Genomic DNA, 23,934 nt, shown 5'->3' on the forward strand with positions numbered 1-23,934 from the left:
CACGTGACCAGGCAACTGCACGCTCGGTGATAGCCGCGTGCGCCCTTCCCGCGAGACACACCCGTTCGGAGGGTTCCCGCACGTCCTCCACCTGTCGGATGATGCGCCGGATCGGGCTTTCCGGGACGGGAGGAGCGTGGTCGTCGTGCACACGGTGCGCAACCGGACCCCCGCAGCCGGTCACCCTCCGTGAGCGGGCATGATCGCGTATCCGACGCCCTCGGCTCACCAGGCGCGCGATGACCGAGCGTGGTCCACTCGCTCCACGTGAGGATCGGCCGTACACAGTTTGGACTCGATCTCGAATGACCTCAGGTCTGCCGTGCCCCCTGTGCGAGGGGCCGGATCGACGTGGCAGCCTCGAGCGCTCGCTGCGGGTGCTCGCCGTCGACGACGAGGCGCCCGCGCTGGAAGACCTCACCTACCTGTTGCGCTCCGATCCGCGCATCGCGCACGTGGAAGCGGTCACCGACGCCACCAAGGCGCTGCGGGTGCTGCACCGCGCGATGGACGCGGGCCAGCCGTTGGACGCGGTGTTCCTCGACATCCGCATGCCCGGCCTGGACGGTCTCGACCTCGCCCGCGTGCTCTCCCGCTTCGCGCAGCCGCCGCCCGTGGTGTTCGTGACGGCGCACCAGCAGCCCGCGGTGGAGGCGTTCGAGCTCAAGGCGGTGGACTACCTGCTCAAGCCGGTGCGCCAGGAGCGGCTCGCCGAGTCGGTGCACCGGATCGTGCACGAGGTGTGGGACTCCCGCAACGCCGCCGAGCCCGCCGCCCCCGCGCCCGCGCCGCGAACGCCACGCCGCCCGAGGTGGGCGACGAGGTCATCCCGGTCGAGCTCGGCGGCGTCACGCGGTTCATCCGGCTCGCCGACATCCGGTACGTGGAGGCGCACGGCGACTACGCCCGGCTGCACACCGCGACCGGCAGCGGCCTGGTCCGCGCGGCGCTCAACGGCCTGGAGGAACGCTGGCGCAGCGCCGGTTTCGTGCGCATCCACCGCAGCCACCTGGTCTCGCTCGGCCACATCGACGAGCTGCGGCTGGAGGAGGGGCACCTCAGCGTCACGATCGGCGGCGCGGTGCTGCCGGTCAGCCGCAGGCACGCCCGCCACCTGCGCCAGCTGCTCGTGCGCCGCGCCCGTCCGACACCGGTCTCCGGCCACGCCGCGTCCGCCGGTGGCGGTGGTTCCGCGCAACCGAGGAACGGGCTGGGGTCGTGACCACGCCGCCGCCACCGGGGAGACCGCCCCACAGACCGACCCAGCGGCCGACCCAGCGCGTGGTGGTGACGAGCCCCCGCACGAGGGCGCCGCGGGCCCGCCGGCCGTACTCCGGCACCCGCGAGATCAACGAGCAGAGCGAGCTCGGTGCCGTCTACATGCGCACGCTGATCCGCGCGCAACGCCGGCTCGGGCTGTCGGTGTGCTTCGTGGTGTGCGGGTCGCTGGGACTGCTGCCGCTGATGTTCGCGATCGAGCCGGAGCTCGGCGGGATGCGGGTGTTCGGGCTCGGGCTGCCGTGGTTCCTGCTGTGCGTGGCGACGTTCCCGATGCTGCTGCTGGCCGGCTGGTTCTACGTGCGGCAGGCCGAGCGCAGTGAGCGCGAGTTCGCGGAGCTGGTCGAACGTCCATGACGAGTGGGTACGCCGTCGTGGCGGTGCTGGTCGTCGCACTGGGCACGATCCTGGTCGGCGCCTACGGGCTCCGGGTCTCGCGCACGACGTCGGACTTCTACGTCGCCTCGCGCACGGTGTCGCCGTGGTGGAACGCCTCCGCGATCGGCGGCGAGTACCTGTCGGCGGCCTCGTTCGTGGGCATCGCCGGGCTGATCTTCGCCTACGGGCCGGACATGCTGTGGTTCCCGGTCGGCTACACCGCCGGCTACCTGGTGCTGCTGACGATGGTCGCGGCGCCGTTGCGCCGGTCCGGTGCCTACACGCTGCCGGACTTCGCCGAGGCCCGGTTCCGGTCGCGCGGGGTGCGGGCGGTCGCGTCGGCGCTCGCGCTGGCGATCGGGTGGCTGTACCTGCTGCCGCAGCTGGAGGGTGCCGGGCTGACCCTGAACACGGTGACCGGCGCGCCGGACTGGGTGGGCGCGCTGATCGTCGCGGGTGTCGTGACGGTGAACGTGATGTCCGGCGGGATGCGGTCGATCACGTTCGTGCAGGCGTTCCAGTACTGGCTCAAGCTGACCGCGATCACCGTGCCGATCGTGTTCCTGGTCGTCGCCTGGCAGGTGCACGGCGCCGAGTCGCTGACCAAGCCGGAGTTCCCGGCGTTCCGGCAGGACACCGAGGTCGCGTTCCAGAACCCCTCGACGATCCACGCCGAGCAGTCGATCTCCATCAGGGGCACCGGCGAGATCGACGGGGTGCGCGTCGAGAACACCGGCCACGTGCTCACGGCCGGCTACCACCGCATCGGGCAGGGCTCGGAGTTCACGTTCCCCAAGGGCGCCGCGGTGCCGCACGTGTCCACAATGGAGCACAACACCAACGCGACGTGGGCGCTGCCGGAGTCGAGCGGGCAGCAGTTCCCGTTGTACGGCGCCTACTCGCTGATCATCGCGACCTTCCTCGGCACCATGGGCCTGCCGCACGTGATCGTGCGCTTCTACACCAACCCGAACGGACCGGCGGCGCGGCGCACGACGTTGATCGTGCTCGGGCTGTTGTCGGTGTTCTACCTGATGCCACCGATGTACGGCGCTCTGGGACGGCTGTACACGCCCGAGTTGTTGATGACCGGGCAGACGGACGCCGTTGTGCTCGTGCTGCCCACACGGATGATCGACGGCATAGGTGGCGAACTGCTCGGCGCGTTGGTCGCGGGTGGTGCGTTCGCGGCGTTCCTGTCGACGTCATCGGGTCTTGTCGTGTCGTTGGCCGGTGTGCTGTCACAGGACGTGCTGCGTCTTGGTGGCGTGCGCGGGTTCCGGATCTCCACGGTGCTCGCGGGCATAGTGCCGCTCGCGATGACGTTCGTGTCGACGGGAATGCCGGTCGCGGACATGGTCGGCCTGGCGTTCGCGGTGGCGGCGTCGTCGCTGTGCCCGTTGCTGATGCTCGGGATCTGGTCGACGCGGATCACGACCGTCGGCGCGATCGCGGGCATGCTCGCCGGCGGTGTGCCCGCGCTGACCGCGGGTCTGGTCACGATGTTCACCGACACCGGCGACGCCTGGTACGAGACGCTCCTGTCCCGCCCCGCCGCGTGGACGGTGCCGCTCGGCTTCGGGGTCATGTACGTGGTCTCCCTGCTCACCCAGCGGCACGTGCCGTCGGGGGTGCAGCGGACGATGGTCAAGCTGCACGCGCCCGAGAACCTCGGGCTGGACGGCTCCGGCTCTTCTTCCTCACTGGGCGACGAGCGGAGCTAGGAGTAGAAGATGCAGGACTTCCTCACCGCGGCGGCGATCCTGGTCGTCGGCGGAGCGGCGGTGCTGGTGCTGTGGCGGGGCACGCGCAACAAGCAGTCGCTCTCGACCGAGGCCCAGCGCGTCACCTACGAGACGCTGCACACGGCCTGGTCCGCCGCTCCCCCGCTGCGCGCCGGCCTGGTCCCGGACGCGGCGAAGAAGTCCGCCCGCCACCTGCGCACGTTGCTCGACACGCCTGCGTTGGCGCTGACCGACGAGACGGAGGTCGTGGCGTGGGAAGGGGTGTCCGAGCACCACGCCGCGGAGGCCATGGCGCAGGCCGGGGACGTGTTCCTGACCGGCCGCACCCAGGCCTACGACATCGGCTGCACCGAGCCGAACTGCCCGATCAACTGCGCGGTCGTCGCACCCCTGACGGTCGAGGGCCGCGTCGTCGGCACCCTGGCGGCGTACTCGCGTGAGGCCTCGGCGGGGTTGGTGCGTGCGACGAACCAGGTGGCCCGCTGGGCGGCAGGCCAGCTGGAGCTCGCCGAGCTCGACCGCTCGCGGACGCGGTTGGTCGAGGCGGAGGTGCGTGCTCTGCGTGCGCAGATCTCGCCGCACTTCATCTACAACTCGTTGTCGGCCATCGCGTCGTACGTCCGCACCAACCCCGAACGCGCGCGAACGTTGCTTCTCGACTTCGCGGACTTCACGCGTTACTCGTTCCGGCGGCACGGCGACTTCACCACGTTGGCCGAGGAGCTCCGGTCGATCGACCAGTACCTGGCGCTGGAACGCGCCCGCTTCGGCGAGCGGTTGAAGGTGACCCTGCAGGTCGCGCCCGAGGTGCTGCCGGTGACCGTGCCGTTCCTGTGCCTGCAGCCGCTGGTGGAGAACGCGGTGCGGCACGGCATGGAGGGCAAGGTCGAGCCGGGGCACATCCAGATCTACGCGAACGACAGCGGCGCCGAGGCCGAGATCACCATCGAGGACGACGGCATCGGCATGGACCCGGAGAAGCTGCGCCGGACGCTCGCCGGGCAGGTGGACGAGTCGGCGGGGATCGGGCTCGGGAACATCGACGAGCGGCTGCGGCGGGTGTACGGGGACGAGTACGGGCTCGTGGTGGAGACGGCGTGCGGGCTGGGCACGAAGATCACGGTGAGGGTGCCGAAGTACCACGCGGGGATCAGCGACGTGTGACCTACGCTTCGCGCATGGGGGAAAGACGGACGTGGCGAGATGTCGACGGTGAGCGCGTCGAGGGGACCTGGCGGCACGTCTTCGTCAGCGACGGGCAGGCCTGGTGCCTCGTCGACCTGTTCGTGTACGCGGACGGGATGGTCGACTGCTGGGGCCTGATGACGTTCGACGAGCTGACGCAGAGGTTCGCGTCGGGCCGGATGACCACAAGCCCGCCCCAGGGGGCGCGCGGGTCGGCCGACGTGCTGATGGAGTGGACTTTCGACGAGCCGCAGAGCTGGCTGAGCACCGAGGGGCTGCTCGGGGAGCTCCGCGACGCGATCGAGGAGCTCAACGGCAGGCCGACGTCCACGCAGCGATGCCTGGCGGCGGTCGAGGTCTTCCGCCGGAACCAGACCGAGGACAACCGCGCGGTGCTGCGGGCGGCCTACCAGGCGATTCCTGAGCACCTGCGGATTCGTGCCCTGGAGGACGCGGACACCAGGGACTGGCCGCTGGCGGTGCTGGCGGCGGGGCCGGGCAACCGGTTCGAGTTCCACGGGGTCGAGCGGGTCGTCACCGAGGAGATGCACGCCGCCGAGCTGCGGTACTTCGACGAGCGCGAGGAGTGGCTGAACCGTTCGCGGCGCGATGAGCGGTCCCCAGCGCGATGAACGGTCACGAACGCGATGAACGGTCGGTCGTTAGCCCAGCGCACGGACCAGAGCGCGCGAAAACGCCGGAGCCACCCTTGTTCAGGATGACCCCGGCGTAGCCACAGGGATCAGCTGGCCGCCTTCGCCGCCCGCCGGTCCGCCGCGTCCAGCACCGCACGGATCCAGTCGAGCTCCTCGGTGCCGCACGCACCCTCGGCGGCGGCGCGGCGCAGGCGCACCCACAGGCCGAGGTCGGTCCACTCCTGGAACCGGCGGTGCACGGTCGGCACCGTCACGCCGAAGGAGGCGGGCAGGTGGCGCCAGGCGCAGCCCGACGAGAGCACGAAGACGATGGCGGTGAAGACGGAGCGGTTGCACACGCGGCCGCGGCCTCCGCCCTGGCGGCGGACCTTGGCCGGGGGGATCAGGGGTTCGACGACGGCCCAGAGGTTGGCGCTGACCAGGCGGGACGAGAGCTGTTCGATGACGTCGCCGCGGCCGGGTTCGGCGGGCTGCTCGGGCCAGACGCCCGCGCGCATCCAGGAGTCCTGGCGCGGGGCCGGGGTGTCGGCGGGCCGGGTGTCCTGGCGGGCGGACTCGCGCTGGCGGAGCGCAGCAGGGTGGCCAGTGCGGTGTCCTCGGCGGTGGTGCGGCGCTGGGGGACGGCGTAGGCCTGGTGCTGCTGGGCGTGGCGGGCGATCTCGGCGCCGACGGTGCGGCGGAACGAGGGGGAGCCGGCCAGGCGCGGGTCGACCGGCTGGCCGTAGCGGGTGGGCACCTGTCCCTGTCGTGGGGGGAGGGGCCGCTGGGGCACCTGACGCGGCGGGACCTGGCGCGCGAGGCGCGGGTCCGTGGTGCGAGCGAACTGTGGGTCGGTCATGGTGTGGTCCTCCGCCAGGACTTCTGCGTCAGGTGACAGCGCTCACAGTAGGAACCGCGCAGTTGAACGGATAAGTACGTAGGCCATTAACAGCGATGAGCGGGCACAGGTCGGCGACGCGCGGCCTTCCCTGTTGAGACGAGTGGTGCACTGTCTGCGACGAACGGATAACCGGTCGTGGCACTCTGACACGATCGGGTGGCCTTGGGGCAGGCCCATCGGGCGGTAATGATCCGGTCGTTGACGCCGCGGTTACCGTTCGAGGTGTGAAGCTCTTGGCCACCAGCGACCTGCACGTCTCCTACCAGGACAACCGCGACGTCGTCGAGGCGATCACCGCCCCGGACCCGGCGGACTGGCTGATCATCGCGGGAGACATCGGCGAGAAGTTCGCCGACATCGAGTGGACGCTGCGGACCCTGCGCCCGCGGTTCGGCAGGATCGTCTGGTCGCCCGGCAACCACGAGCTGTGGACCACCAAGGACGACGAGAACCAGGCCCGCGGCGAGATGCGCTACAAGCAGCTCGTCGAGCTGTGCCGCAGCCTCGACGTGCTCACCCCGGAGGACCCGTACGCGGTCTTCGACGGCGACGGCGGACCGGTCACCGTCTGTCCACTGTTCATCGGCTACGACTACTCGTTCAGGCCACACGGCGCCACGGACGTGAAGTCGGCGCTCGCCATCGCGCACGAGGCTGGGGTGGTCTGCACGGACGAGTACTTCCTGCACCCCGACCCGTACCCGTCGCGGGAGGCCTGGTGCCAGGCGCGGGTCGCGGAGACGGCGCAGCGGCTGGCGGAGGTCGGCGGGCCGACGGTCCTCATCAACCACTACCCGCTCGTGCGCGACCCCACGTTCGTGCTGCGCTACCCCGAGTTCGCGCTGTGGTGCGGGACGACCGCGACCGCCGACTGGCACAAGCGGTTCAACGCCGTCGAGATGGTCTACGGCCACCTGCACATCCCGCGCACGACGACCTACGACGGCGTGCGCTTCGACGAGGTCTCCCTCGGCTACCCGCGTGAATGGCGTCCGCGCGGCGTGACCGGGGCCAAGCTGCACGACGTGCTGCGGGAGTCATAAGTGCTGGAACAGCTTCTTCCCCCGCCGGTCGCGGCGGTGGAACGGTTCAACGACGAGCACCCCGTCGAGCTCTTCCCCGAGGAGGAGGCGCTGCTCGGCAACGCCGTGCCGAAACGGCGGTTCGAGTTCGGCACCGCGCGCTGGTGCGCCCGCGAGGCGATGACGCGGCTCGGCGTCGAGCCCGCGCCCGTGCTGCCGGTCCAGGCGCGAGCCGCTGTGGCCGCAGGGTGGTCGGCAGCCTGACGCACTGCCTGGGCTACCGGGGCGCCGCGCTGGCGCTCGCGACCGACTTCCAGACCATCGGCATCGACGCCGAGCCGCACGCCCCCGCGCCGGACGGCGTGCTGGAGGCGATCGCGGTGCCGGCCGAGCTGCGCCGCATGCCGGGGCTCAAGGTCGACGACCCGAAGATCTGCTGGGACCGGCTGCTGTTCAGCGCCAAGGAGACCACGTACAAGGCGTGGTACCCGGTCACGAAGCAGTGGCTCGGGTTCGAGGACGCCGACATCACGCTCCACCCGGACGGGACGTTCCACTCGCGGATCCTGCTGCCCGACACCCCGATCGCGGGCTTCCACGGCCGCTGGCTGGTGCAGGGCGACGTGCTGATCACCTCCATCGCCGTTCCCGCCGTGTAGGGCTTGTGTAGGGGCCATCAGCAGGCTGCCGGTCATGGTGGCCCTCCCCCACACGGTGCACGCACGACACGAGATCGCGTTCGACGTCGACGTGCTCTTCGGCGCGCTGCCGAGCCGCAACCTCGACGCGTCGATGGACGCCGTTGGTGAGCAACTTTCTCGCCACGGCATTGCGCGCGGATTGCTGTGCTCGTTGCGAGGCGGGCTGTTCGACGCGTGCTCGGGCAACGACGAGATGCGCAAGGTGACCGAGCAGACCGGCCATGTGCCCGTGGGCACCGTGGACATCCGGGACGCCTTGACGGCCGAGACCGAGATCGCGCGTATGGCGGCCGAGGGGGTGCAGCTGCTGCGGCTCTTCCCACCGGAGCAGTGGGTGGAGCCGGAGTCACCAGGGCTGCGGCACGTCATCGGCACGGCGGTCGCGCACGGGCTGGTGCTGCTCACGAGCGGGGACGTCAGCCGGTACTGGCCGGCGTTCAGCGGCACACGCGTGTGCTTCCTGGACGTGCACGCCTACAAGGTGGCGGACTTCGTGGTGCTGGCCCGCCGTGAGCCGGGGTTCGTGGCCTCGACGCGGATGCTCGTCGGGCCGGACTCGATCGAGCGGATCGCCGGGGAGGTCGGGGCGCACCACCTGGCGTACGGGTCGCGGGCGCCGGTGCACGACGTCATGCCGTCGGCGTTGCGGCTGCGCATGTCCGGCCTGGGTGACGACGAGTGGCGGCAGGTGGCCGGGGGAACGGCCACGGCGTGGCTGGAAGACGTCCAGTGATCATCGACGTGCACGCGCACGCGGGACCGTGGTTCTTCTCGACGGATGTGGGGACCGTCGACGTGAACATCCGGCTCATGGACCGCTACGGCATCGACCTGCAGATCGTGTCCGCGTCGGAGGCCGTCACCTACGACATGGTGAGCGGCAACAGGTGGATGGCGCAGGCACTGGCAGAACAGCCGCGTCTGCTCGGATACATCGTCATCAACCCGAACGAGCTCAACGAGGCCGAGCGCGAGTTGGAGCGTTATGCGGACACGAAGCGGTTCGTGGGCGTGAAGATCCACACGACCTACCCGGCGTTGCCGCTGACGTCCACGGCGACCAGGGAGGCGCTGGGGATGGCCGCCGACGCCGGGCTGCCGGTGCTGGTGCACACCTGGGACGACAGCGTGCTGAGCCTCGTCGACGTGCTCGAGCAGCACCCGCGCCTGCGGGTCATCGCCGGGCACATGGGCGGGCCCGCGTGGCGGACGGCGGTCGAGGCCGCGGTCCGCGCCGACCGGCTGTACCTGGAGCCCTGCTGCTCGGTCACCGACCGGGACCGCTTCCGCCACGCACTCGACCGGGTGCCGGTCGAGCAGGTGCTGTTCGGCACCGACAGCACGCTCGTGGACCCGGCGATCGCGCTCGGCGTGGTCATGGACGCGGAGCTGTCCGAAGACGAGTACGAGCACGTGATGTGGCGCAACGCCGCCGACCTCTTCGGGATCCCGGTGTGAGGCGCCGGCTGGCGGCCCTGCTGGCGTTGTCCCTCGCGGCCTGCGGTGCGCCCGCGCCCGACGACGTCGTCACGCTGTGGATGTACCCGATCATCGACGACGAACCCAGGAGCAAGGCGTTCTGGCACGAGGTGGAGACCGGCTTCGAGGCCGCGCACGACATCGACCTGCGGATCCAGCTCCAGCCGTGGGCCGCGCGGCAGGAGAAGATCGGCACGGCGCTGCTGTCCGGCAGCGGCCCGGACATCGTGCTGCTGCAGCCGGACATGATCCCGCAGTACGTCGGCCAGCGCGCTCTCCAGCCGGTCGGCGATGTCGTGGCGGCGAGCGGACGCGCGTTCCGGCCGGCGGCGGTCACCTCGCTCACCGTGCGGGGTGAGGTCTACGGGGTGCCGCTGTACCAGACCGTCACGACCACCGTGTACAACCGCAAGCTGTTCGCCGAGGCGGGGATCACCGCGCTGCCGCGGACGTGGGACGAGGTCAGGGCCGCCGCGCCGAAGCTCGCGGCCAGGGGTGTGCCGGTGCTCGACTACCCCGGTTCCGCCGAGGAGACGCTCAACATCACCTTCTACCCGCTGCTGTGGCAGGCGGGCGGGTCGGTGTTCAGCGCGGACGGCAGACGCAGTGCGTTCTCGTCGCCGGAAGGTGTCGCGGCGCTGCGGTTCCTGGTCGACCTCAAGGCGGCGGGCGGGCTGCCGGCGGACGTCACGACCCGCAAGAGCAGCGTCAAGGACGACCCGGTGGCGCAGGGACGGGCGGCGATGAGCCACGTCACGACCGCGGCGGAGGCCCGCGGCATCATGGCGGGCATCGGCCAGGAGAACACCGTGATCGGCCTGCCGCTGCAGGGGAAGGTGCGGGCGTCGTTCGGCCAGCCCGGCGCGTTGTCGTTGGTGCGCAACGCGAAGAACACCGCGGCCGCGAAGAAGGTGCTCGCCCACCTCAGCTCACCGGAGGTGGTCGACGAGCTGTGTGCGCGGTCGGACTTCTTCGCGCCGTGGACCGACGTGCCGGCACCGGCGGACGAGGTGGCCAGGGGCTTCCTCGACGCGCTGCCGGACGCCTCCGCCGGTGACCCGCATCCGCAGGCGCGCAAGGTGATGAGCCTGCTGGCACCGCACCTGCAGGCCGCGCTGCTGGGCAGGTCGAGCCCCGAGCAGGCGCTCGCCGACGCCGCCACCGAGGTCGACGGGATGCTCGGCGGCTGATGCGCGGCAAGCTCACCACCCTGCTCTTCCTGCTGCCGGTGCTGGTGCTGTTCGGCCTGTTCCGGGTGGTGCCGGTGGCGGGTGCGGTGGGGATGAGCCTGACCGAACACGACCTCGGCGGCGGCTGGACGTTCACCGGTGTGGCGAACTACCGCGACCTCGCCGGCAGCGGGACGTTCCTGACCAGCCTGCGCACCACGCTCGTCTACGTCGCGATCTGCGTGCCGCTGACCGTGCTCGTGGCGCTGGGCACGGCGTTGCTGCTGCGCAGGGTCACGTGGGCGCGGAGCTGGTTCCGCACGGCGTTGCTCACCCCGTACGTGACCAGCCTGGTCCTCGCCGGTGTGGTGTGGCGGTGGCTGTTCGAGCCGCTGGGGGTCCTGGACCACCCGTCGCTGGTGCTGCCCGCGCTCGCCGTGGTGAGCGTGTGGAAGGGGTTCGGCTACTCGATGCTGGTGCTCTTCGCCGGGCTGCAGGACGTGCCGCCCGACTGCGTGGACGCGGCCAAGGTCGACGGGGCGAGCGCCTGGCAGCGGTTGCGGCACGTGCTGCTGCCGTTCCTGCGGCCGGCGTTGTTCTTCGTCGTGGTGGTCGAGACGATCGGCGCGTTCCAGGTCTTCGACACCATCTACGTCATGACCGGGGGCGGTCCGATGCGCGCGAGCTACACGCTGGCGTACGCGGTGTACGACCACGCGTTCCGGATGTTCGACCTCGGGCACGCGGCGGCGGCCGGGATCGTGCTGTGGGCGGTGGTGCTGCTGGTGGCGCTGACCCAGCGGCGGGTGTTCGAGCGGGGTTCGTGATGCGGTCCTCCCGGTGGCCGGTCGTGGTGCTGGCGGTGGTGACGCTGTTCGCGCTCGTGCCGTTCGTGGTGATGGTGCTGGTGGCGTTGTCACCGCCGGGTGCGCCGACGCTGCCCCACGCGCTGCCGGGGTCGTTGACGTTGCGCAACTTCGCGGCGGTGCTGGCGGCGGAGGACTTCGCGCGGTGGACGCTCAACACGCTGGTGTACGCGGTGGTCTCGGTGGCGGCCGTGCTGCTGTCGGCGTCCATGGCCGCGTACGTGTTCGCGCGCAAGCGTTTCCGTGGCCGGGACCTGCTGCTGTGGTCGATCGTGTCGACGTTGATGGTGCCGTTCCACGCGGTGGTGGTGCCGTTGCTGTTGCTGGTGGCGGCACTGGGCTGGGTGGACACCTACTGGGGTCTGGTCGTGCCGACCCTGGCCAACGCGCAGGCGGTTCTGCTGCTGCGGCAGTTCATCCTGGCGTTGCCGGGCGAGGTCTTCGACGCGGTGCGGGTCGACGGGGCGGGTGACTGGCGGACGTACTGGCACGTCGTGCTGCCGTTGTGCCGGCCGGTGCTCGCGACGCTAGGGGTGTTCGTGTTCCTGTGGCACTGGAACGACTTCCTCTGGCCGTTGGTGGTCACGAACTCCACGACCACGCGCACGCTGACGCTCGGACTGTCCACCATGGACTCCGGAAAGCTGGGCATCGCCGAGCTGATGTCCGCCGCGACCGTCACCGCGCTGCCGTGCCTGCTGGTGTTCTGGCTGCTGCAACGGCACCTGGCCGGCGTGATCAGCGGTCGGGGCAGGTGAGTCCCGTGCTGTGCAGTGCGGCCCTGGTCCTGACCAGGTGCATCGGCATGCCGAACCGTTCGAAGAGCCGCAGCGCCGCGGCGAAGCACTCCCCCGCCGCGTCGAAGCGCCGGTTGCGGTAGGCGACCCAGCCCAGGCTGTACAGCGTCTCCGCCTTGCCGACGCTCTCCTCCTCCGGCGAGAACGCCGTCTGCGACTGCGCCATCAACGCCGCCGCCCGGCCCGCGTCGCCCTGCTGGGCGTGGATGGCGGCGAGCACGTGCAGCGCCAGCGCCTCGTCACGCGGGCAGGACGCCGTCCGGAACAGGCCGATGGCCGCCACCATCGCGTTCTCGGTCGCCGCCAGGTCACCGCGCGCGTTGTGGTGCAGGCCGTAGCTGAACAGCACGCACGCCCGGCCGTACGCGGAGTCCAGCTCACCGAAGACGGCCAGCGCGCGGTCGAGGAACGCCCCCGCCTCCTCCAGCCGGTCCTGGTTGCGCCGCACCACCCCGAGCCCTTGCAGGGCGAACGCGCCACCGAACGCGTCGGAGCACCGGTGGAACCCGGCCTCGGCACGGGTGAGGTGGTCCGCCGCCTCGTCGTGGCGGCCGTGGAACTCCTCGACGCTGCCCAGCCCGAGGTCGGCGTAGGCCTGGCCCCGCAGCTCGCCGATGTCCCGGAACAGCCGTTGCGCCTGCGCGAAGTGCGTGCGGGCCTCACCGAACCGGTCGCGGTAGAACGCCAGCGCACCGAGGCCCTGGTGCAGGACCGCGGTCCGCCTGGTCTCACCGTGCCGCTGCGCGGCGGCCAGCGCGAGCTCGTGCGTGTGCCGCCACAGGTCGTAGTGGCTGCGCAGGTCGAACAACGTGGTCAGCACACCGGCGGTGTCCGCGGCGAGCGCGGTCAGGCCGAGTTGCAGCGCCTGCTCGACGACGGCGACCAGCGCGTCGCGTTCGGCTTCGAGGAACGCCAGCGGCTCGGCGAGCAACCGGGTGGTGGTGGCCTCGTCCAGGCCCGCGTCCTCGACCTCCAGCCGCACCTTGAGGAACCGGCTCGCGAGCCCGGACTCCGCCCGCGCGGCCAGGTCGAGCCAGGCGGTGAACGCCCGCCGCACCGCCCGCGCCCGGTCGGGGTCGTCGGAGTGCGCGCGTTCCCGGCCGAAGACCCGCAGCAGGTCGTGGAACCGGTAGCGGCCGGGTCCGGCGGGTTCCAGCAGGTGCACGTCGGCCAGGCCGTCGACGATCTCCTCCGCGTCCGGCACCGCGACGTCGAGCAGCGGCCCCGCCACCCAGCCGGGGAAGTCCGGCACGTCGAGCAGGCTCAGCAACCGGAACGCCCGCCGCTGGTCGTGCCCGAGCGCCTCGTAGCTCAGCGCGAGGCTGGCGCGTGCCTCCAGGTCGTCGATGCGCAGCTCGTTGAGCCGGGTGCCCTCGTCGGCCAGCCGCTCCGCGAGCCGCCCGACCGTCCAGTGCGTCCGGCGCGCCAGCCGTGACCCCGCGATCCGCAACGCCAGCGGCAGGTTGCCGCAGTAGCGCGCCACCGCCCTGGCCGCGGCCGGTTCCGCGGTGAGCCGGGACCGCCCGGCGATCGAGGCGAGCATCCGCACCGCGTCCGCCGCGTCGAGCACGTCGAGGTGGACCGTGTGCGCCTCGACCAGCTGCACCCGGCTGGTGATCAGCACCGCGGACCCGGCCGTGCCCGGCAGCAGCGGCCGGACCTGCGCCATGTTCGCCGCGTCGTCGAGCACGACCAGCACCTGCCGGGCGGCGAGCTGGGAGCGGTAGAGGCGGGCGGCCTCCCGGTCCTCCGGCACGGCGTGCGGTGCACGCCCAGCCCGACCAGCAGCTCGGTGAGCACCGCCGCCGGGTCACGCGGCGCGTGCGTGCCGCCCAGCCGGACGTAGAGCTTCCCGCCGTCGAACCCGGTCCGGTGCGCGACCCGCACGGCCAGCGTCGTCTTGCCGACCCCCGCCTTGCCGGTGACGGCCACGACCGTCCGGCTCGCGAGCAGCTGCCGCAGCTCCGCGACCTCCCGCTCCCGCCCGGTGAAGTTCCCGGCGTCGGTGGGCAGCTGCATCGGCGGCACCGTCCGCGCCTCCCCGCGCAGCACCTCCTGGTGCAGCTCCTGGATCTGCGCGCACGGCTCCACCCCGAGCGCCTCCACGAGCACCTCGCGCACCGCCCGGTAGGTCTCCAGCGCCTCCGCCCGCCGCCCCAGCCGGTGCTGCGCGAGCATCAGCCGCCGCCACAGCCCTTCCTTGAGCGGCTCCTCCTTGACCAGCGCCGACAGCTCCGTGATCAGGCACCCGAACTGCCCGGCCGCGAACCGCGCGTCCGCGAAGTCCTCCCGCGCCGCGGCCGCCATCTCCTGCAACCGCACCGCCTCGGCCTCGAGCCACCCGGCCCGCGGCACGTCCTCCAGCAGTCCCCCGCGCCACCACGACCACGCCTCCTGCCAAAAGGCGACCGCCTTGGCCGGGTCATTCGCATTCAACGCCGCGCGCGCTTCTTCCGCCGCCCGCGCGAACGCCTCGCTGTCGAGCTGGTCGGGCTCCACCAGCAACCGGTAGCTGCTGCTGTCCGTGACCAGCAGCCCGTCCAGGCCGATCTGTTTGAGGGCGCTGCGGAGCCGGTTCACGTGCGTGTGCACGTTCGCCACCGCACTCGCCGGCGGGTTCTCCCCCCACAGCGCGTCCACGATGCCGTTCAGGCTGACCGGCTTTCCCGCACGTACGAGCAGTGCCGCCAGCAACGTCCGCTGCCGCGCCCCACCCGGCTTCAGCACCGCCCCCGCGTGCGTGACGTGCAGCGGTCCCAAGATCCCGAACCTCGCGATGTTCCCCAAGGCTCCCCACCCGGCTTCCGTCGCTGACTACGCACGGTAGCACCACGGACACGACGACGGGACAGTCCAAAAGGGAGCCAAAAAGTTGACAACTAGCAACCACATGAGGGACCAAATGATTTCTGTAGATCGCGTGTAGAGGGCATGTAGCCCGGATTCGTAGTTTTCTCACCGACCGCGAAAACCCGTGGTCGAAATCGAGGGGAAATCATCATGGAATTCAGGGGAATGACGCGCCGGTTCGTCGGCACCGGTGCGGCGGTCGCGGCGGCGGCCACTCTGCTGCTCGGCGCCGCCTCCGGCACGGCCACGGCGACCACGGGCCAGCAAGAGGCCGCCGGCATCAACATCAAGCACGCGAGCGTGCGCACCTGCCTCGACTCGAACGCCGCGGGCGCCGTCTACACGCACAACTGCAACGGCAACGACTACCAGGAGTGGGAGAACTACACGCCTGGCAAGTTCAGGAACAAGGCGACCCAGCGGTGCCTGGGCTCCAACGGCAACTCCGTCTTCACCACCGCGAACTGCGCGGCGGGCTCCACGAACTGGACCACCACGTCCGGCTCGCCCAAGCACATCAAGCACGCGACGACCGGCGTCTGCCTGCACAACGCAGGCGGTCACGGCTCGGCCGTGGGCCTGGCCGCCTGCGGCTCGGCGACGCGCTGGAGCACCCTCGCAGCCGGCTGACCGAGGGGTCCGATCATGAAGCTCACGTTCGCAAGTGGCACGGCGGCGGCACTGCTGCTCGCGCTCACCCCGGTGACCGCCACCGCGGACACCGGCGCCGCGGCCGTCCACACGATCAGGCACGCGACCACGCTCGCATGCCTGACCACGAACGACCGCGGTGACGTCTACACGTCCCCGTGCACCGGCAGCGACTACCAGAGGTGGGACGACTACGCGCCGGGCAAGTTCCGCAACGTCGCCACCGCGCTGTGCCTGGCCGGTACCGGGAACGCCGTGTTCACCGCGGCGTGCTCGTCCCCGGCCGCGGGCTGGTCCTCGACCTCCGGCCAGCCGAGGCTGTTCAGGCACGTCCAGACCGGCCGGTGCCTGTACGGCAGCGGCGGCCAGGCGGCACCGGTCGAGCTGCGCACCTGCTCGACGACGTCGCAGTGGGTGTTCACCGGCGGGTGACCAAGGCGGGCGGCGGGTCGTCCCCCGGATGGCCCGCCGCTGTCTCGTGTGGTGCCGGAACTCCTCCCACGGGTGTCGGATTGATCAACCATGGTGCAAAGTGGTGAGGTGTTCCCTCGACCGCAGGGAGGCCACCATGGGCGAGGACGTCGCGAAGCACGAGTTCACGCGCGAGGACCGCACGCGGTACCGGACGAAGGTGCGGCGGTGCCTCGACGTGTTCGCGCGCATGTTGCGCGAGGCGCGGTTCGACTTCGAGAGGCCGATGACCGGCCTGGAGATCGAGATCAACCTGATCGACGAGCACGGCGATCCGGCGATGAAGAACCACGAGGCGTTGCAGGTCATCGACGACCCGGACTTCGTGACCGAGCTCGGGCAGTGGAACATCGAGATCAACGTGGCCCCGCGCCGGCTCGCGGGCGGTGGGATCACGGCGTTCGAGGAGACCGTGCGCCGGAGCCTCAACGACGCCGAGGAGAAGGCGCGTGAGGTCGGCGCGCACATGGTCGTCAACGGGATCCTGCCTACGTTGCGGACCAAGCACCTCGAGCCGGGTCTGCTGTCGAGCAACCCGCGGTACGCGCTGCTCAACGAGCAGGTGCTGGCGGCGCGCGGGGAGGACCTGCAGATCTCCATCGACGGGGTCGAGCGGCTGCACCTCACGGCCAGCTCGATCGTGCCCGAGGCGGCCTGCACGAGCACGCAGCTGCACCTGCAGGTGAGCCCGGAGCAGTTCCCGGCCTACTGGAACGCCGCGCAGGCCATCGCGGGCGTGCAGGTGGCGGTGGGGGCGAACTCGCCGTTCTTCCTCGGCAAGGAGCTGTGGCGGGAGACCAGGATCGCGCTCTTCCAGCAGGCCACCGACACCCGTGGCGACGAGCTGAAGGCGCAGGGCGTGCGGCCGCGGGTGTGGTTCGGCGAGCGGTGGATCAACTCGATCTTCGACCTGTTCGAGGAGAACGTCAGGTACTTCCCCGCGTTGCTGCCGATCTGCGACGACGAGGACCCGCTGGCCGTGCTCGACAAGGGTGACACGCCGACGTTGAGCGAGCTGAAGCTGCACAACGGCACCATCTACCGCTGGAACCGGCCGGTGTACGACGTGGTGCGCGACCGGCCGCACCTGCGGGTCGAGAACCGGGTGCTGCCCGCCGGCCCGACGATCGTGGACACGCTCGCGAACGCGGCGCTGTACTTCGGGCTGGTGCGGGCGCTGGCGGAGGACGAGCGTCCACTGTGGTCGCAGATGAGCTTCCAGGCCGCCGAGGAGAACTTCAACGCGGCCGCGCGCAACGGCATGGACGCGCAGATGTACTGGCCCGGTGTCGGCACGGTGCCGGTGGTCGAGCTGGTGCTGCGCCGGTTGCTGCCGCTCGCGCACGAGGGGCTGATCCGGTGGGGCGTCGACTCGGCGGAGCGCGACCGGTTGCTGGGCGTCATCGAGCAGCGGTGCCTGGCCGGCGTCAACGGGGCCACCTGGCAGGCGCGGGAGTTCCACCGGCACTACGACCACACGCACCTGGACCGCGCGGACGCGTTGCGCACGATGCTCAAGTCCTATGTGGAGCTGATGCACGCCAACGAGCCGGTGCACACCTGGCCCCTGACGTGAGCGAGGGGTGGCCGCGGGAGCGACCACCCCTCGACGGGCTCAGGACGTCGGGAAGTCGTCCGGCGTCCTGATGCGCTCACGCACCCACACACCGGCCGGCTTCAGCACACCGGTGCCCGCGAACGCCGTGCCCGAGCAGGTGCCGGTCTTGAACACCGCGCCGGTCAGGCCGTCGTCGGAGAAGTTCCAGTTGGCCCACGAGATCTTCTTGCGGGCCATCAGGTCGACGTACCTCTGCGACATCGTGAAGTCGTTCGTGCCACCGCCGGACGCGGCCTGCGTGCCGAACTCGGTCACGAACACGGGGACCTGGCTCGACACCTGGTCCAGGACGCTCAGGTACTCATCCCGGTGGGCCTGGGCGTAGAAGTGGAACGAGTACATGAAGTTGGTCGCGTTGACCCGGTTGTTCAGCACCTCGGACGGGCTGTCGCCGTCGGAGTGGCCGAACGTCGACCAGCCGTTCGTGCCCGAGACGATGAGGCTGTCCGGGTCGATGGTGCGGATGACCGGGATCATCTGTTCTGCGTAGGACTTGACCCGCGACCACGAGACGTTGTTCGGCTCGTTGGCGATGTCGTAGATGATGTTGGTCTTGTCCTTGTGCCGGTTGGCGATCTCCGTGAAGAACGTCTTGGCGCGGGACAGGTTGTAGTTCGGGTCACCGGGGTCGAGCTGGTGCCAGTCGACCAGCACGTAGATGCCGCGGCGGGTGGCTTCCTCGATGTAGCCGTGCACCATGTCGGTGAACCGGCGGGGGTCGGTCTCGTACCCGTCCTCCTGGATGTACATGGCGACGCGGATGAAGTCCGCGTTCCAGTCGTTCACCAGCGCGTCCCACCACTGGGACTTGGAGCACTGGTGGTACCACTGGATGCCGTGCGTGCTCATGCCGCGCAGCTGGACCGGCTTGCCGTACTGGTTGCAGAGCTGCACACCGCACACCCGCAGCAGGCCGTTGACGTCATGCGGCCTGGTGCCGCCGGGCTGGGTGCGCACCGAAATCGAGTTCGAGGCGCCGGACAGGTTGCCCGCCGCGTCGCGTGCCTGGACGGTGAAGGTGTACGGGGTGTCCGGCGTGAGGCCGGAGACGGTGTGCGTGGTGCCGGTGGCGGTCTGCCCGGTGGACAGCACGTACCCGGTCACGCCCACGTTGTCGGTGGACGCGTTCCACGCGAGCGACACCGAGGTCGCCGTGGTGGCGGTCGAGCGCAGGCTGCCTGGCGCCGTCGGGGCGACGGTGTCCGGCGTGCCGGACTGGGCTTCGACGTCGACGCGGTCCAGGTTCGGGCCGCCGTTGGACGTGGTCGCGACGGTCCTGATCGTGTTGGTGCCCGCGGTCAGGGTCACCGCGGTGGAACGGGTAGTCCAGGACGTCCACGCGCCCGTGCTCGGGAACGAGAGCTCGTCCGCGGCCAGCGAGCCGTTCACCGAGATGTCCATCGGGCGGTTGGCCGTCTGGCCGTTGGCGAACCGGAAGGTGAGCGTCGCGGGTCCAGGACTGGCGGCGGTCACGGTGAACTCGACCGAGCTGCCGACCTCGTTGTCGTAGTTGACGAAGCCCGAACCGGTGAAGCCGGCGTGGTTGGACTCGACGAGGCCGTTGGAGATCGACGCGTTCTCCGCCTGGTACTGGACCGGTGCGGCGACCGCGACGGCCGGCACGGCGAGCACTAATGCTGCCGGGACGACCAACAACAGGGATCTGGCCACAGGGTGCCTCCTGTGCAGGGTGAGAACAGGGCGCGGCGACGATTTAGTTAAGAAGGTTTCCTAAAAGTTGTGCGGTGCATCACAGCACCGGACCACTGCCCGTGTCAACAAATTGGGGCGACCGGAACCAGCTGTCTGGGGCATCCTCGACCACCTGATGCGATCCACAGTCACCGTGACACCGGCACAGCTCCCGGAAGTGCTGCTGCACGTCGCCGTCGTCCGACCGGTCTTCCTCTGGGGAGCACCGGGCATCGGCAAGTCCTCGCTCGTGCGCGAGTTCGCCGCCGAGCTCGGCCTGGAGTGCGTGACCCTGCTGGGCACGCAGCTCGCCCCGGAAGACCTGATCGGCGTCCCGGAACTGGTCGGTGGCCGGTCCCGCTTCGCGCCGCCGGAGACGATCGCGCGCCAGGACCCGTACTGCCTCTTCCTCGACGAGCTCAACGCGAGCAGCCCGGAGGTGCAGAAGGCGTTCTACTCGCTGATCCTGGACCGCCGCATCGGCTCCTACGAGCTGCCCAAGGGCTCGATCGTGATCGGTGCGGGCAACCGGGCCGTCGACAACGCACTGGCGCGGCCGATGGCGTCCGCACTCGTGAACCGCATGGTGCACGTGCACCTCACGGCGTCGGCGCGCGACTGGCTGGCGTGGGCGCGGGAGAACGGCATCCACCCGTGGGTGCTCGACTACCTCACCCAGCGGCCGGACCACCTGTGGAGCGCGGCGCCCAAGGTCGAGGAGACCTTCTCGACGCCGCGCGGCTGGCACATGCTGTCCGACGCGCTGCACTCGTTCGGCGAGGACGTGTCCGAGGAGATCATCGGCGTGCTGGCGTTCGGGACGCTCACCGCGAACCACGCGTCGATGTTCAAGGCGTACGTGAAGACCGTGCGGCACGCGTTCGGGCTGGAGGCCGTGCTGCGCGGCGACGTGCGCTGGCCGGCCGCGCCGCAGGACCGCGACCTGCTCTACTTCCTGGCCGAGGCGTTCCGCTCCCGGCTGGTGAAGGAGCTGCCGCACGACAAGGCGCACGCGCCGGCGGCGGGCAAGCAGCTCGCGCACCGGGGCAAGGCGCTGCTGCTGGAGCTCGCGGAGCTGTCGCTGGAGATCGCGCAGATGGTGATCGCGGCCGACGACGACGGCAACCCGGTGCTGCCCGCGTGGTTCCTCGTCGAGGTCACCCGCGACCTGCCCCGGCTGGTCGCTGCACGCGCATGAGCCGCCGCGGCAAGACCCACGTCGACCAGGCCGCACTCGCCTTCGAGGCGGCCCGCGCCCAGATCCGCCTGCACCCGTTGTTCGCGCCGCTGAGCAGCTTCCAGAGCCGGAGCTCCGGCCACCCGTGGGCGGACATCTCGCTGGACGGCGAGATGCTCGCCCACCCGACGCGGCGGGCGAGCGAGGACGAGTGGGTGTGGGTGTTCGCGCACTGCCTGCTGCACCTGGGTTTCGGCACGCACTCGTGCGACGAGGTGCTGGACTTCCAGCCGGCGGTCCGGCTCGGCACCCGGCCGCAGTCCTGGGAACCGGGCCGGTGCGTGCGCGGCGGACCCGCGGAGGATCCGGCGAGGTGGGCGGAGCGGTTCGCCGCGGGGCTGTCCAACGCGGCCGTGGCGGCGATCGACGTCGCGGGTGGCGCGCGGTCGTCGTTGACCGACCGCCGGCCGGCGAAGAGCGAGTGGGAGCTCGCGCTGGGGTGGTTCGTGTCGAACTACCCGCTGCTGGGCGCGCTCGCGTCCACGATGACGGTCGTGGCGGACGCGGAACTGGCGCGGGGCTGGGACATCTCGATCGCGGCGGTGTCCACGGCGTCCGCCGAGATCTACGTGAACCCTCTGGCGAGCCTGTCCCGGCAGGAGTGGCGGTTCGTGCTCGCCCACGAGATGCTGCACGCCGCGCTGCGCCACTGCGACCGGGTCGGCGGGCGGGACGCGTACCTGTGGAACGTCGCCGCGGACTTCGTGGTCAACGGCTGGCTGGTGGAGATGGGCGTCGGCACGGCGCCGTCCGGTGTGCTGCACGACCCTGATCTGCGCGGCCTGTCGGTGGAGTCGGTCTACGACCGGATCGCGGTGGACCTGCGCCGGTACCGCAAGCTGCTCACGTTGCGCGGCAACCACCAGGGCGACCTGCTCGGCGAACCCCTGCGCGGACCGGCCGACGTCGCGGACCTGGACGAGTTCTACCGGCGCGCGCTGCTGACCGGGCTGAGCCACCACACCTCGGCCCGCGGGCTGCTGCCGGCCGGGCTGGTCGAGGAGATCCGGGCGCTGGAGCACCCGCCGCTGTCGTGGGACGCGCAGCTGGCGCGGTGGTTCGAGGAGTTCGTCCCCGCGGTGGAGAAACGGCGGACCTACGCGCGGGCGTCGCGCCGGCAAGCGTCCACTCCGGACATCCCACGCCCCGGCTGGGTGCGGCCGGAGTCGCTGGAGGCGCGGCCGACGTTCGGCGTCGTCCTCGACACGTCCGGCTCGATGGACCCCCAGCTGCTCGGCAAGGCGTTGGGGGCCATCGCTTCCTATGCCGCGGCACGTGACGTGCCCGCCGCACGCGTGGTCTTCTGTGACGCGATGGCATATGACGCCGGATACGTGCCGGTCGAGGACATCGCGGGCCGGGTACAGGTGCGCGGACGCGGCGGAACCGTGCTGCAGCCCGGTGTCGACCTGCTCGAACGGGCCGGCGACTTCCCCGCCGCCGGACCGGTCCTCGTGATCACCGACGGAGGGTGCGACGTGCTGCGGATCCGGCGGGAGCACGCCTTCCTGATACCCGCCGGCGCCCATCTGCCGTTCCGCGCGCGTGGCCCCGTGTTCCGGATGTCGTGATGGTCGAGATCGCGTGTGACGAGTCGGGTTCGGAGGGCGAGAAGCTCGTCGGCGGCGTCACCGCGGTCTTCGCGCACGCGGGGGTGCGCATGACGCACGAGGACGCCGGTGCGTGCGTGGCCGAGCTGCGGTCGATGATCAAGTCGCCGGCCGTGGAGTACAAGGCGAACCACCTGCTGCGGCAGAAGAACCGGTGGGTGCTGCTGTGGTTCCTCGGCCCGTCCGGCCCGCTGGCCGGCAGGGCGCGGGTGCAGCTCGTCGACAAGCGGCAGTTCCTCGCCTCACGGGTGCGCGCGGAGTTCGGCGCGGTCACCGGGCCGTTGGAGCTCTACAACGACCTGCTGCGCGCCCGTGGCCCCCGCGGCGCGCTGGACCCGTTGTTCCCGGCGATCCTGCGGGCCGTGGCGCAGTGGCGTGGCCCGGTGTCGATCGTGCACGACCAGCAGCTGTCGCTGACCGACGGGCGCATCCGGCAGCTCAAGAAGCTGGCGCCGCGCCTGGAGGACCTGACCCTGGTCGACTCGCAGTACGACGCGCGGGTGCAGGTGGCGGACTTCCTCGCCGGGATCGCGCGGCGGGTGGCGGAGGAGGAGCTGCACGGCAGACCGGACCACGAGGTGATCGAGTTGCTGCGACCGTTCGTGATGGGGATGTGGGATGCCTGATCTGCTCTTCTCGTCGCCCCGGCTGGCGGCGGTCTACGACGCGTTCGACGGGGAGCGCGACGACCTGGAGCTGTACCTGGGGATCGCGGACGAGGTTGCTGCTTCGAGCGTGCTCGACGTCGGGTGCGGGACCGGATGCCTCGGGGTGTTGCTGGCGTCGACCGGGCGCACGGTGGTCGGCGTCGACCCGGCGCTCGCGTCGCTGGAGCTGGCACGGGCGAAGTCCTCGGCGGTCACGTGGATCCACGGCGACGCGACGAGCCTGCCCCCGCCGCGGGTGGATCTCGCGGTGATGACCGGGAACGTGGCGCAGGTGTTCCTGGGCGACGACTGGGAGGCGACGCTGCGCGGGATCCACGCGGCGGTGCGGCCGGGCGGGCACCTCGTGTTCGAGACCCGCCGGCCGGAGGCCAGGGCGTGGGAGGGCTGGGCGGAGACGACCGTGCGCATGGTCGACGGGGTCGAGGAGGTCCGCGAGCTGCTGTCGGTGGACCTGCCGTTCGTGTCGTTCCGGCACACCTACCGGTTTCCGGACGGCACGGAGCTCGCGTCGGACTCGACGTTGCGGTTCCGCTCGCACGACGAGGTGGCGGAAAGCCTCACCGCCACCGGTCATCGGGTCGTGGACGTGCGGGACGCGCCGGACCGGCCGGGCAGGGAGCTCGTGTTCGTCGCCGAACGCGTCAGCTGACCAGCGCCGGCTGCTTCCACGCCTGCACCAGCCACGGCAGGATGCGCGGCAGCCGGTCGGCCACGATGTCGTGCAGCACCAGCACCATCCGCCCGGACCGGTCCGGTCCCGCGTCGAGCCACACGGCCTGCACGAGCACTCCCGCCCGCAGGTCGAGCCCCGCCTCCGCGGCCGCCAGTGCGGCGGGCGTGGCGGCGGCGGGGTCGGTGACCTCGTGGTGCGCGAAGCCGGTGCGGCACAGTTCGGGGTGCAGTTCCACCAGGGAGTCCATCGCCGCGGCCAGGCGTCCGACGCCGAGCCCCGCCCGAACCTGCACCGTCATCGCTCTCACA

General features: G+C 71.0%; 23 protein-coding genes and 2 pseudogenes. 21 read left to right on the forward strand and 4 right to left on the reverse strand.

What is annotated here, in order from left to right; genetic code table 11:
- Nucleotides 1-305: 305 nt before the first annotated feature.
- The 5 genes and pseudogenes from BBK82_RS46205 (at nucleotide 306) to BBK82_RS46225 (ending at nucleotide 5,218) form a co-directional block, all read left to right on the forward strand.
- Nucleotides 306-1,222: pseudogene (locus tag BBK82_RS46205) on the forward strand (LytR/AlgR family response regulator transcription factor).
- 65 nt (nucleotides 1,223-1,287) lie between these two features.
- Nucleotides 1,288-1,635, forward strand: a complete 348-nt coding sequence (locus BBK82_RS46210) for a DUF485 domain-containing protein (protein ID WP_237047955.1) — start codon at nucleotides 1,288-1,290, stop codon at nucleotides 1,633-1,635.
- Nucleotides 1,632-3,380: a sodium/solute symporter gene (locus BBK82_RS46215; RefSeq protein ID WP_065920570.1), complete on the forward strand. Its 1,749-nt coding sequence runs from the start codon at nucleotides 1,632-1,634 to the stop codon at nucleotides 3,378-3,380. The genes BBK82_RS46210 and BBK82_RS46215 overlap by 4 nt, the downstream gene beginning before the upstream one ends.
- A 9-nt stretch (nucleotides 3,381-3,389) precedes the next feature.
- Complete coding sequence (locus tag BBK82_RS46220) at nucleotides 3,390-4,565, forward strand: sensor histidine kinase (protein ID WP_065920571.1); 1,176 nt, start codon at nucleotides 3,390-3,392, stop codon at nucleotides 4,563-4,565.
- 14 nt (nucleotides 4,566-4,579) lie between these two features.
- Nucleotides 4,580-5,218 carry a DUF7638 domain-containing protein gene (locus tag BBK82_RS46225; RefSeq protein ID WP_154697901.1) on the forward strand — a complete coding sequence of 213 codons (639 nt, stop codon included), beginning with the start codon at nucleotides 4,580-4,582 and terminating at the stop codon, nucleotides 5,216-5,218.
- Between the two features lie 113 nt (nucleotides 5,219-5,331).
- Here BBK82_RS46225 and BBK82_RS46230 read toward each other — a convergent pair.
- Nucleotides 5,332-5,739: pseudogene (locus BBK82_RS46230) on the reverse strand (transposase); the annotation flags it as partial.
- A 137-nt stretch (nucleotides 5,740-5,876) separates the two neighbouring features.
- On the opposite strand from BBK82_RS46230, the gene BBK82_RS51350 reads away from it, so the two are divergent.
- The 9 genes from BBK82_RS51350 to BBK82_RS46270 all read left to right on the forward strand — a co-directional run bounded on the left by BBK82_RS51350 (nucleotide 5,877) and on the right by BBK82_RS46270 (nucleotide 12,117).
- Entirely contained in the window at nucleotides 5,877-6,116 is a 240-nt protein-coding gene (locus tag BBK82_RS51350; RefSeq protein ID WP_065920574.1) for a hypothetical protein, read from the forward strand.
- A 230-nt stretch (nucleotides 6,117-6,346) separates the two neighbouring features.
- Complete coding sequence (locus BBK82_RS46240; protein WP_065920575.1) at nucleotides 6,347-7,165, forward strand: metallophosphoesterase family protein; 819 nt, start codon at nucleotides 6,347-6,349, stop codon at nucleotides 7,163-7,165.
- Complete coding sequence (locus BBK82_RS55470) at nucleotides 7,166-7,408, forward strand: hypothetical protein (protein ID WP_237047956.1); 243 nt, start codon at nucleotides 7,166-7,168, stop codon at nucleotides 7,406-7,408. It abuts the gene before it with no gap.
- Nucleotides 7,393-7,803, forward strand: a complete 411-nt coding sequence (locus tag BBK82_RS55475; protein WP_237047957.1) for a 4'-phosphopantetheinyl transferase family protein — start codon at nucleotides 7,393-7,395, stop codon at nucleotides 7,801-7,803. The genes BBK82_RS55470 and BBK82_RS55475 overlap by 16 nt, the downstream gene beginning before the upstream one ends.
- A 34-nt stretch (nucleotides 7,804-7,837) precedes the next feature.
- Nucleotides 7,838-8,578 (forward strand): hypothetical protein, encoded by a 741-nt coding sequence (locus BBK82_RS46250; protein ID WP_065920576.1) that lies wholly within the window; start codon nucleotides 7,838-7,840, stop codon nucleotides 8,576-8,578.
- Nucleotides 8,575-9,303, forward strand: coding sequence for an amidohydrolase family protein (locus BBK82_RS46255; RefSeq protein ID WP_065920577.1), 729 nt, complete (start codon nucleotides 8,575-8,577; stop codon nucleotides 9,301-9,303). The genes BBK82_RS46250 and BBK82_RS46255 overlap by 4 nt, the downstream gene beginning before the upstream one ends.
- Nucleotides 9,300-10,514, forward strand: coding sequence for an ABC transporter substrate-binding protein (locus BBK82_RS46260; RefSeq protein WP_065920578.1), 1,215 nt, complete (start codon nucleotides 9,300-9,302; stop codon nucleotides 10,512-10,514). Before BBK82_RS46255 ends, BBK82_RS46260 begins: the two co-directional genes overlap by 4 nt.
- Nucleotides 10,514-11,320, forward strand: a complete 807-nt coding sequence (locus tag BBK82_RS46265) for a carbohydrate ABC transporter permease (RefSeq protein ID WP_083268653.1) — start codon at nucleotides 10,514-10,516, stop codon at nucleotides 11,318-11,320. Before BBK82_RS46260 ends, BBK82_RS46265 begins: the two co-directional genes overlap by 1 nt.
- Complete coding sequence (locus BBK82_RS46270; RefSeq protein WP_065921905.1) at nucleotides 11,320-12,117, forward strand: carbohydrate ABC transporter permease; 798 nt, start codon at nucleotides 11,320-11,322, stop codon at nucleotides 12,115-12,117. Before BBK82_RS46265 ends, BBK82_RS46270 begins: the two co-directional genes overlap by 1 nt.
- A gap of 1,656 nt (nucleotides 12,118-13,773) precedes the next feature.
- Here BBK82_RS46270 and BBK82_RS48405 read toward each other — a convergent pair.
- Entirely contained in the window at nucleotides 13,774-14,916 is a 1,143-nt protein-coding gene (locus BBK82_RS48405) for an AfsR/SARP family transcriptional regulator (protein WP_218920552.1), read from the reverse strand.
- A gap of 240 nt (nucleotides 14,917-15,156) precedes the next feature.
- Here BBK82_RS48405 and BBK82_RS46280 point away from each other — a divergent pair, with 240 nt between their 5' ends.
- The 3 genes from BBK82_RS46280 to BBK82_RS46290 all read left to right on the forward strand — a co-directional run bounded on the left by BBK82_RS46280 (nucleotide 15,157) and on the right by BBK82_RS46290 (nucleotide 17,704).
- The gene (locus tag BBK82_RS46280) at nucleotides 15,157-15,636 is read left to right on the forward strand and encodes an RICIN domain-containing protein (protein ID WP_083268654.1); all 480 of its coding nucleotides are present in this window, start codon (nucleotides 15,157-15,159) and stop codon (nucleotides 15,634-15,636) included.
- A gap of 15 nt (nucleotides 15,637-15,651) precedes the next feature.
- The gene (locus BBK82_RS46285; protein WP_065920581.1) at nucleotides 15,652-16,089 is read left to right on the forward strand and encodes an RICIN domain-containing protein; all 438 of its coding nucleotides are present in this window, start codon (nucleotides 15,652-15,654) and stop codon (nucleotides 16,087-16,089) included.
- A gap of 136 nt (nucleotides 16,090-16,225) precedes the next feature.
- Nucleotides 16,226-17,704 (forward strand): glutamate-cysteine ligase family protein, encoded by a 1,479-nt coding sequence (locus BBK82_RS46290; RefSeq protein WP_065921906.1) that lies wholly within the window; start codon nucleotides 16,226-16,228, stop codon nucleotides 17,702-17,704.
- Nucleotides 17,705-17,743: 39 nt separating this feature from the next.
- On the opposite strand, the gene BBK82_RS49545 is transcribed toward BBK82_RS46290, so the two are convergent.
- Nucleotides 17,744-19,417, reverse strand: coding sequence for a cellulase family glycosylhydrolase (locus tag BBK82_RS49545; RefSeq protein WP_170068081.1), 1,674 nt, complete (start codon nucleotides 19,415-19,417; stop codon nucleotides 17,744-17,746).
- 175 nt (nucleotides 19,418-19,592) lie between these two features.
- Here BBK82_RS49545 and BBK82_RS46300 point away from each other — a divergent pair, with 175 nt between their 5' ends.
- Genes BBK82_RS46300 through BBK82_RS46315 form a run of 4 tightly spaced genes read left to right on the forward strand, consistent with a single transcriptional unit; the run spans nucleotide 19,593 to nucleotide 23,602 of the window.
- Nucleotides 19,593-20,636 (forward strand): AAA family ATPase, encoded by a 1,044-nt coding sequence (locus BBK82_RS46300; RefSeq protein ID WP_237047958.1) that lies wholly within the window; start codon nucleotides 19,593-19,595, stop codon nucleotides 20,634-20,636.
- A complete protein-coding gene (locus BBK82_RS46305; RefSeq protein ID WP_065920583.1) occupies nucleotides 20,633-22,246 on the forward strand; it encodes a vWA domain-containing protein in 1,614 nt (537 codons plus the stop codon). Before BBK82_RS46300 ends, BBK82_RS46305 begins: the two co-directional genes overlap by 4 nt.
- A complete protein-coding gene (locus BBK82_RS46310; protein ID WP_065920584.1) occupies nucleotides 22,246-22,911 on the forward strand; it encodes a DUF3800 domain-containing protein in 666 nt (221 codons plus the stop codon). Before BBK82_RS46305 ends, BBK82_RS46310 begins: the two co-directional genes overlap by 1 nt.
- Nucleotides 22,904-23,602, forward strand: a complete 699-nt coding sequence (locus tag BBK82_RS46315) for a class I SAM-dependent methyltransferase (protein ID WP_065920585.1) — start codon at nucleotides 22,904-22,906, stop codon at nucleotides 23,600-23,602. The genes BBK82_RS46310 and BBK82_RS46315 overlap by 8 nt, the downstream gene beginning before the upstream one ends.
- On the opposite strand, the gene BBK82_RS46320 is transcribed toward BBK82_RS46315, so the two are convergent.
- Nucleotides 23,595-23,924: a condensation domain-containing protein gene (locus BBK82_RS46320; protein WP_065920586.1), complete on the reverse strand. Its 330-nt coding sequence runs from the start codon at nucleotides 23,922-23,924 to the stop codon at nucleotides 23,595-23,597. The genes BBK82_RS46315 and BBK82_RS46320 overlap by 8 nt on opposite strands.
- Nucleotides 23,925-23,934: the final 10 nt, after the last annotated feature.

Source organism: Lentzea guizhouensis (assembly GCF_001701025.1).
GTDB classification, from domain to species: Bacteria; Actinomycetota; Actinomycetes; order Mycobacteriales; family Pseudonocardiaceae; genus Lentzea; species Lentzea guizhouensis.

What these genes read in the sequence shown, in the direction of transcription:
- BBK82_RS46215 (WP_065920570.1), top strand. Translation starts at nt 1,632, where the DNA reads ATGACGAGTGGGTACGCCGTCGTGGCGGTGCTGGTCGTCGCACTGGGC.
- BBK82_RS46220 (WP_065920571.1), top strand. Translation starts at nt 3,390, where the DNA reads ATGCAGGACTTCCTCACCGCGGCGGCGATCCTGGTCGTCGGCGGAGCG.
- BBK82_RS46225 (WP_154697901.1), top strand. Translation starts at nt 4,580, where the DNA reads ATGGGGGAAAGACGGACGTGGCGAGATGTCGACGGTGAGCGCGTCGAG.
- BBK82_RS46250 (WP_065920576.1), top strand. Translation starts at nt 7,838, where the DNA reads ATGGTGGCCCTCCCCCACACGGTGCACGCACGACACGAGATCGCGTTC.
- BBK82_RS46265 (WP_083268653.1), top strand. Translation starts at nt 10,514, where the DNA reads ATGCGCGGCAAGCTCACCACCCTGCTCTTCCTGCTGCCGGTGCTGGTG.
- BBK82_RS46270 (WP_065921905.1), top strand. Translation starts at nt 11,320, where the DNA reads ATGCGGTCCTCCCGGTGGCCGGTCGTGGTGCTGGCGGTGGTGACGCTG.
- BBK82_RS46280 (WP_083268654.1), top strand. Translation starts at nt 15,157, where the DNA reads ATGGAATTCAGGGGAATGACGCGCCGGTTCGTCGGCACCGGTGCGGCG.
- BBK82_RS46285 (WP_065920581.1), top strand. Translation starts at nt 15,652, where the DNA reads ATGAAGCTCACGTTCGCAAGTGGCACGGCGGCGGCACTGCTGCTCGCG.
- BBK82_RS46290 (WP_065921906.1), top strand. Translation starts at nt 16,226, where the DNA reads ATGGGCGAGGACGTCGCGAAGCACGAGTTCACGCGCGAGGACCGCACG.
- BBK82_RS46305 (WP_065920583.1), top strand. Translation starts at nt 20,633, where the DNA reads ATGAGCCGCCGCGGCAAGACCCACGTCGACCAGGCCGCACTCGCCTTC.
- BBK82_RS46310 (WP_065920584.1), top strand. Translation starts at nt 22,246, where the DNA reads ATGGTCGAGATCGCGTGTGACGAGTCGGGTTCGGAGGGCGAGAAGCTC.
- BBK82_RS46315 (WP_065920585.1), top strand. Translation starts at nt 22,904, where the DNA reads ATGCCTGATCTGCTCTTCTCGTCGCCCCGGCTGGCGGCGGTCTACGAC.
- BBK82_RS46320 (WP_065920586.1), bottom strand. Translation starts at nt 23,924, where the DNA reads ATGACGGTGCAGGTTCGGGCGGGGCTCGGCGTCGGACGCCTGGCCGCG.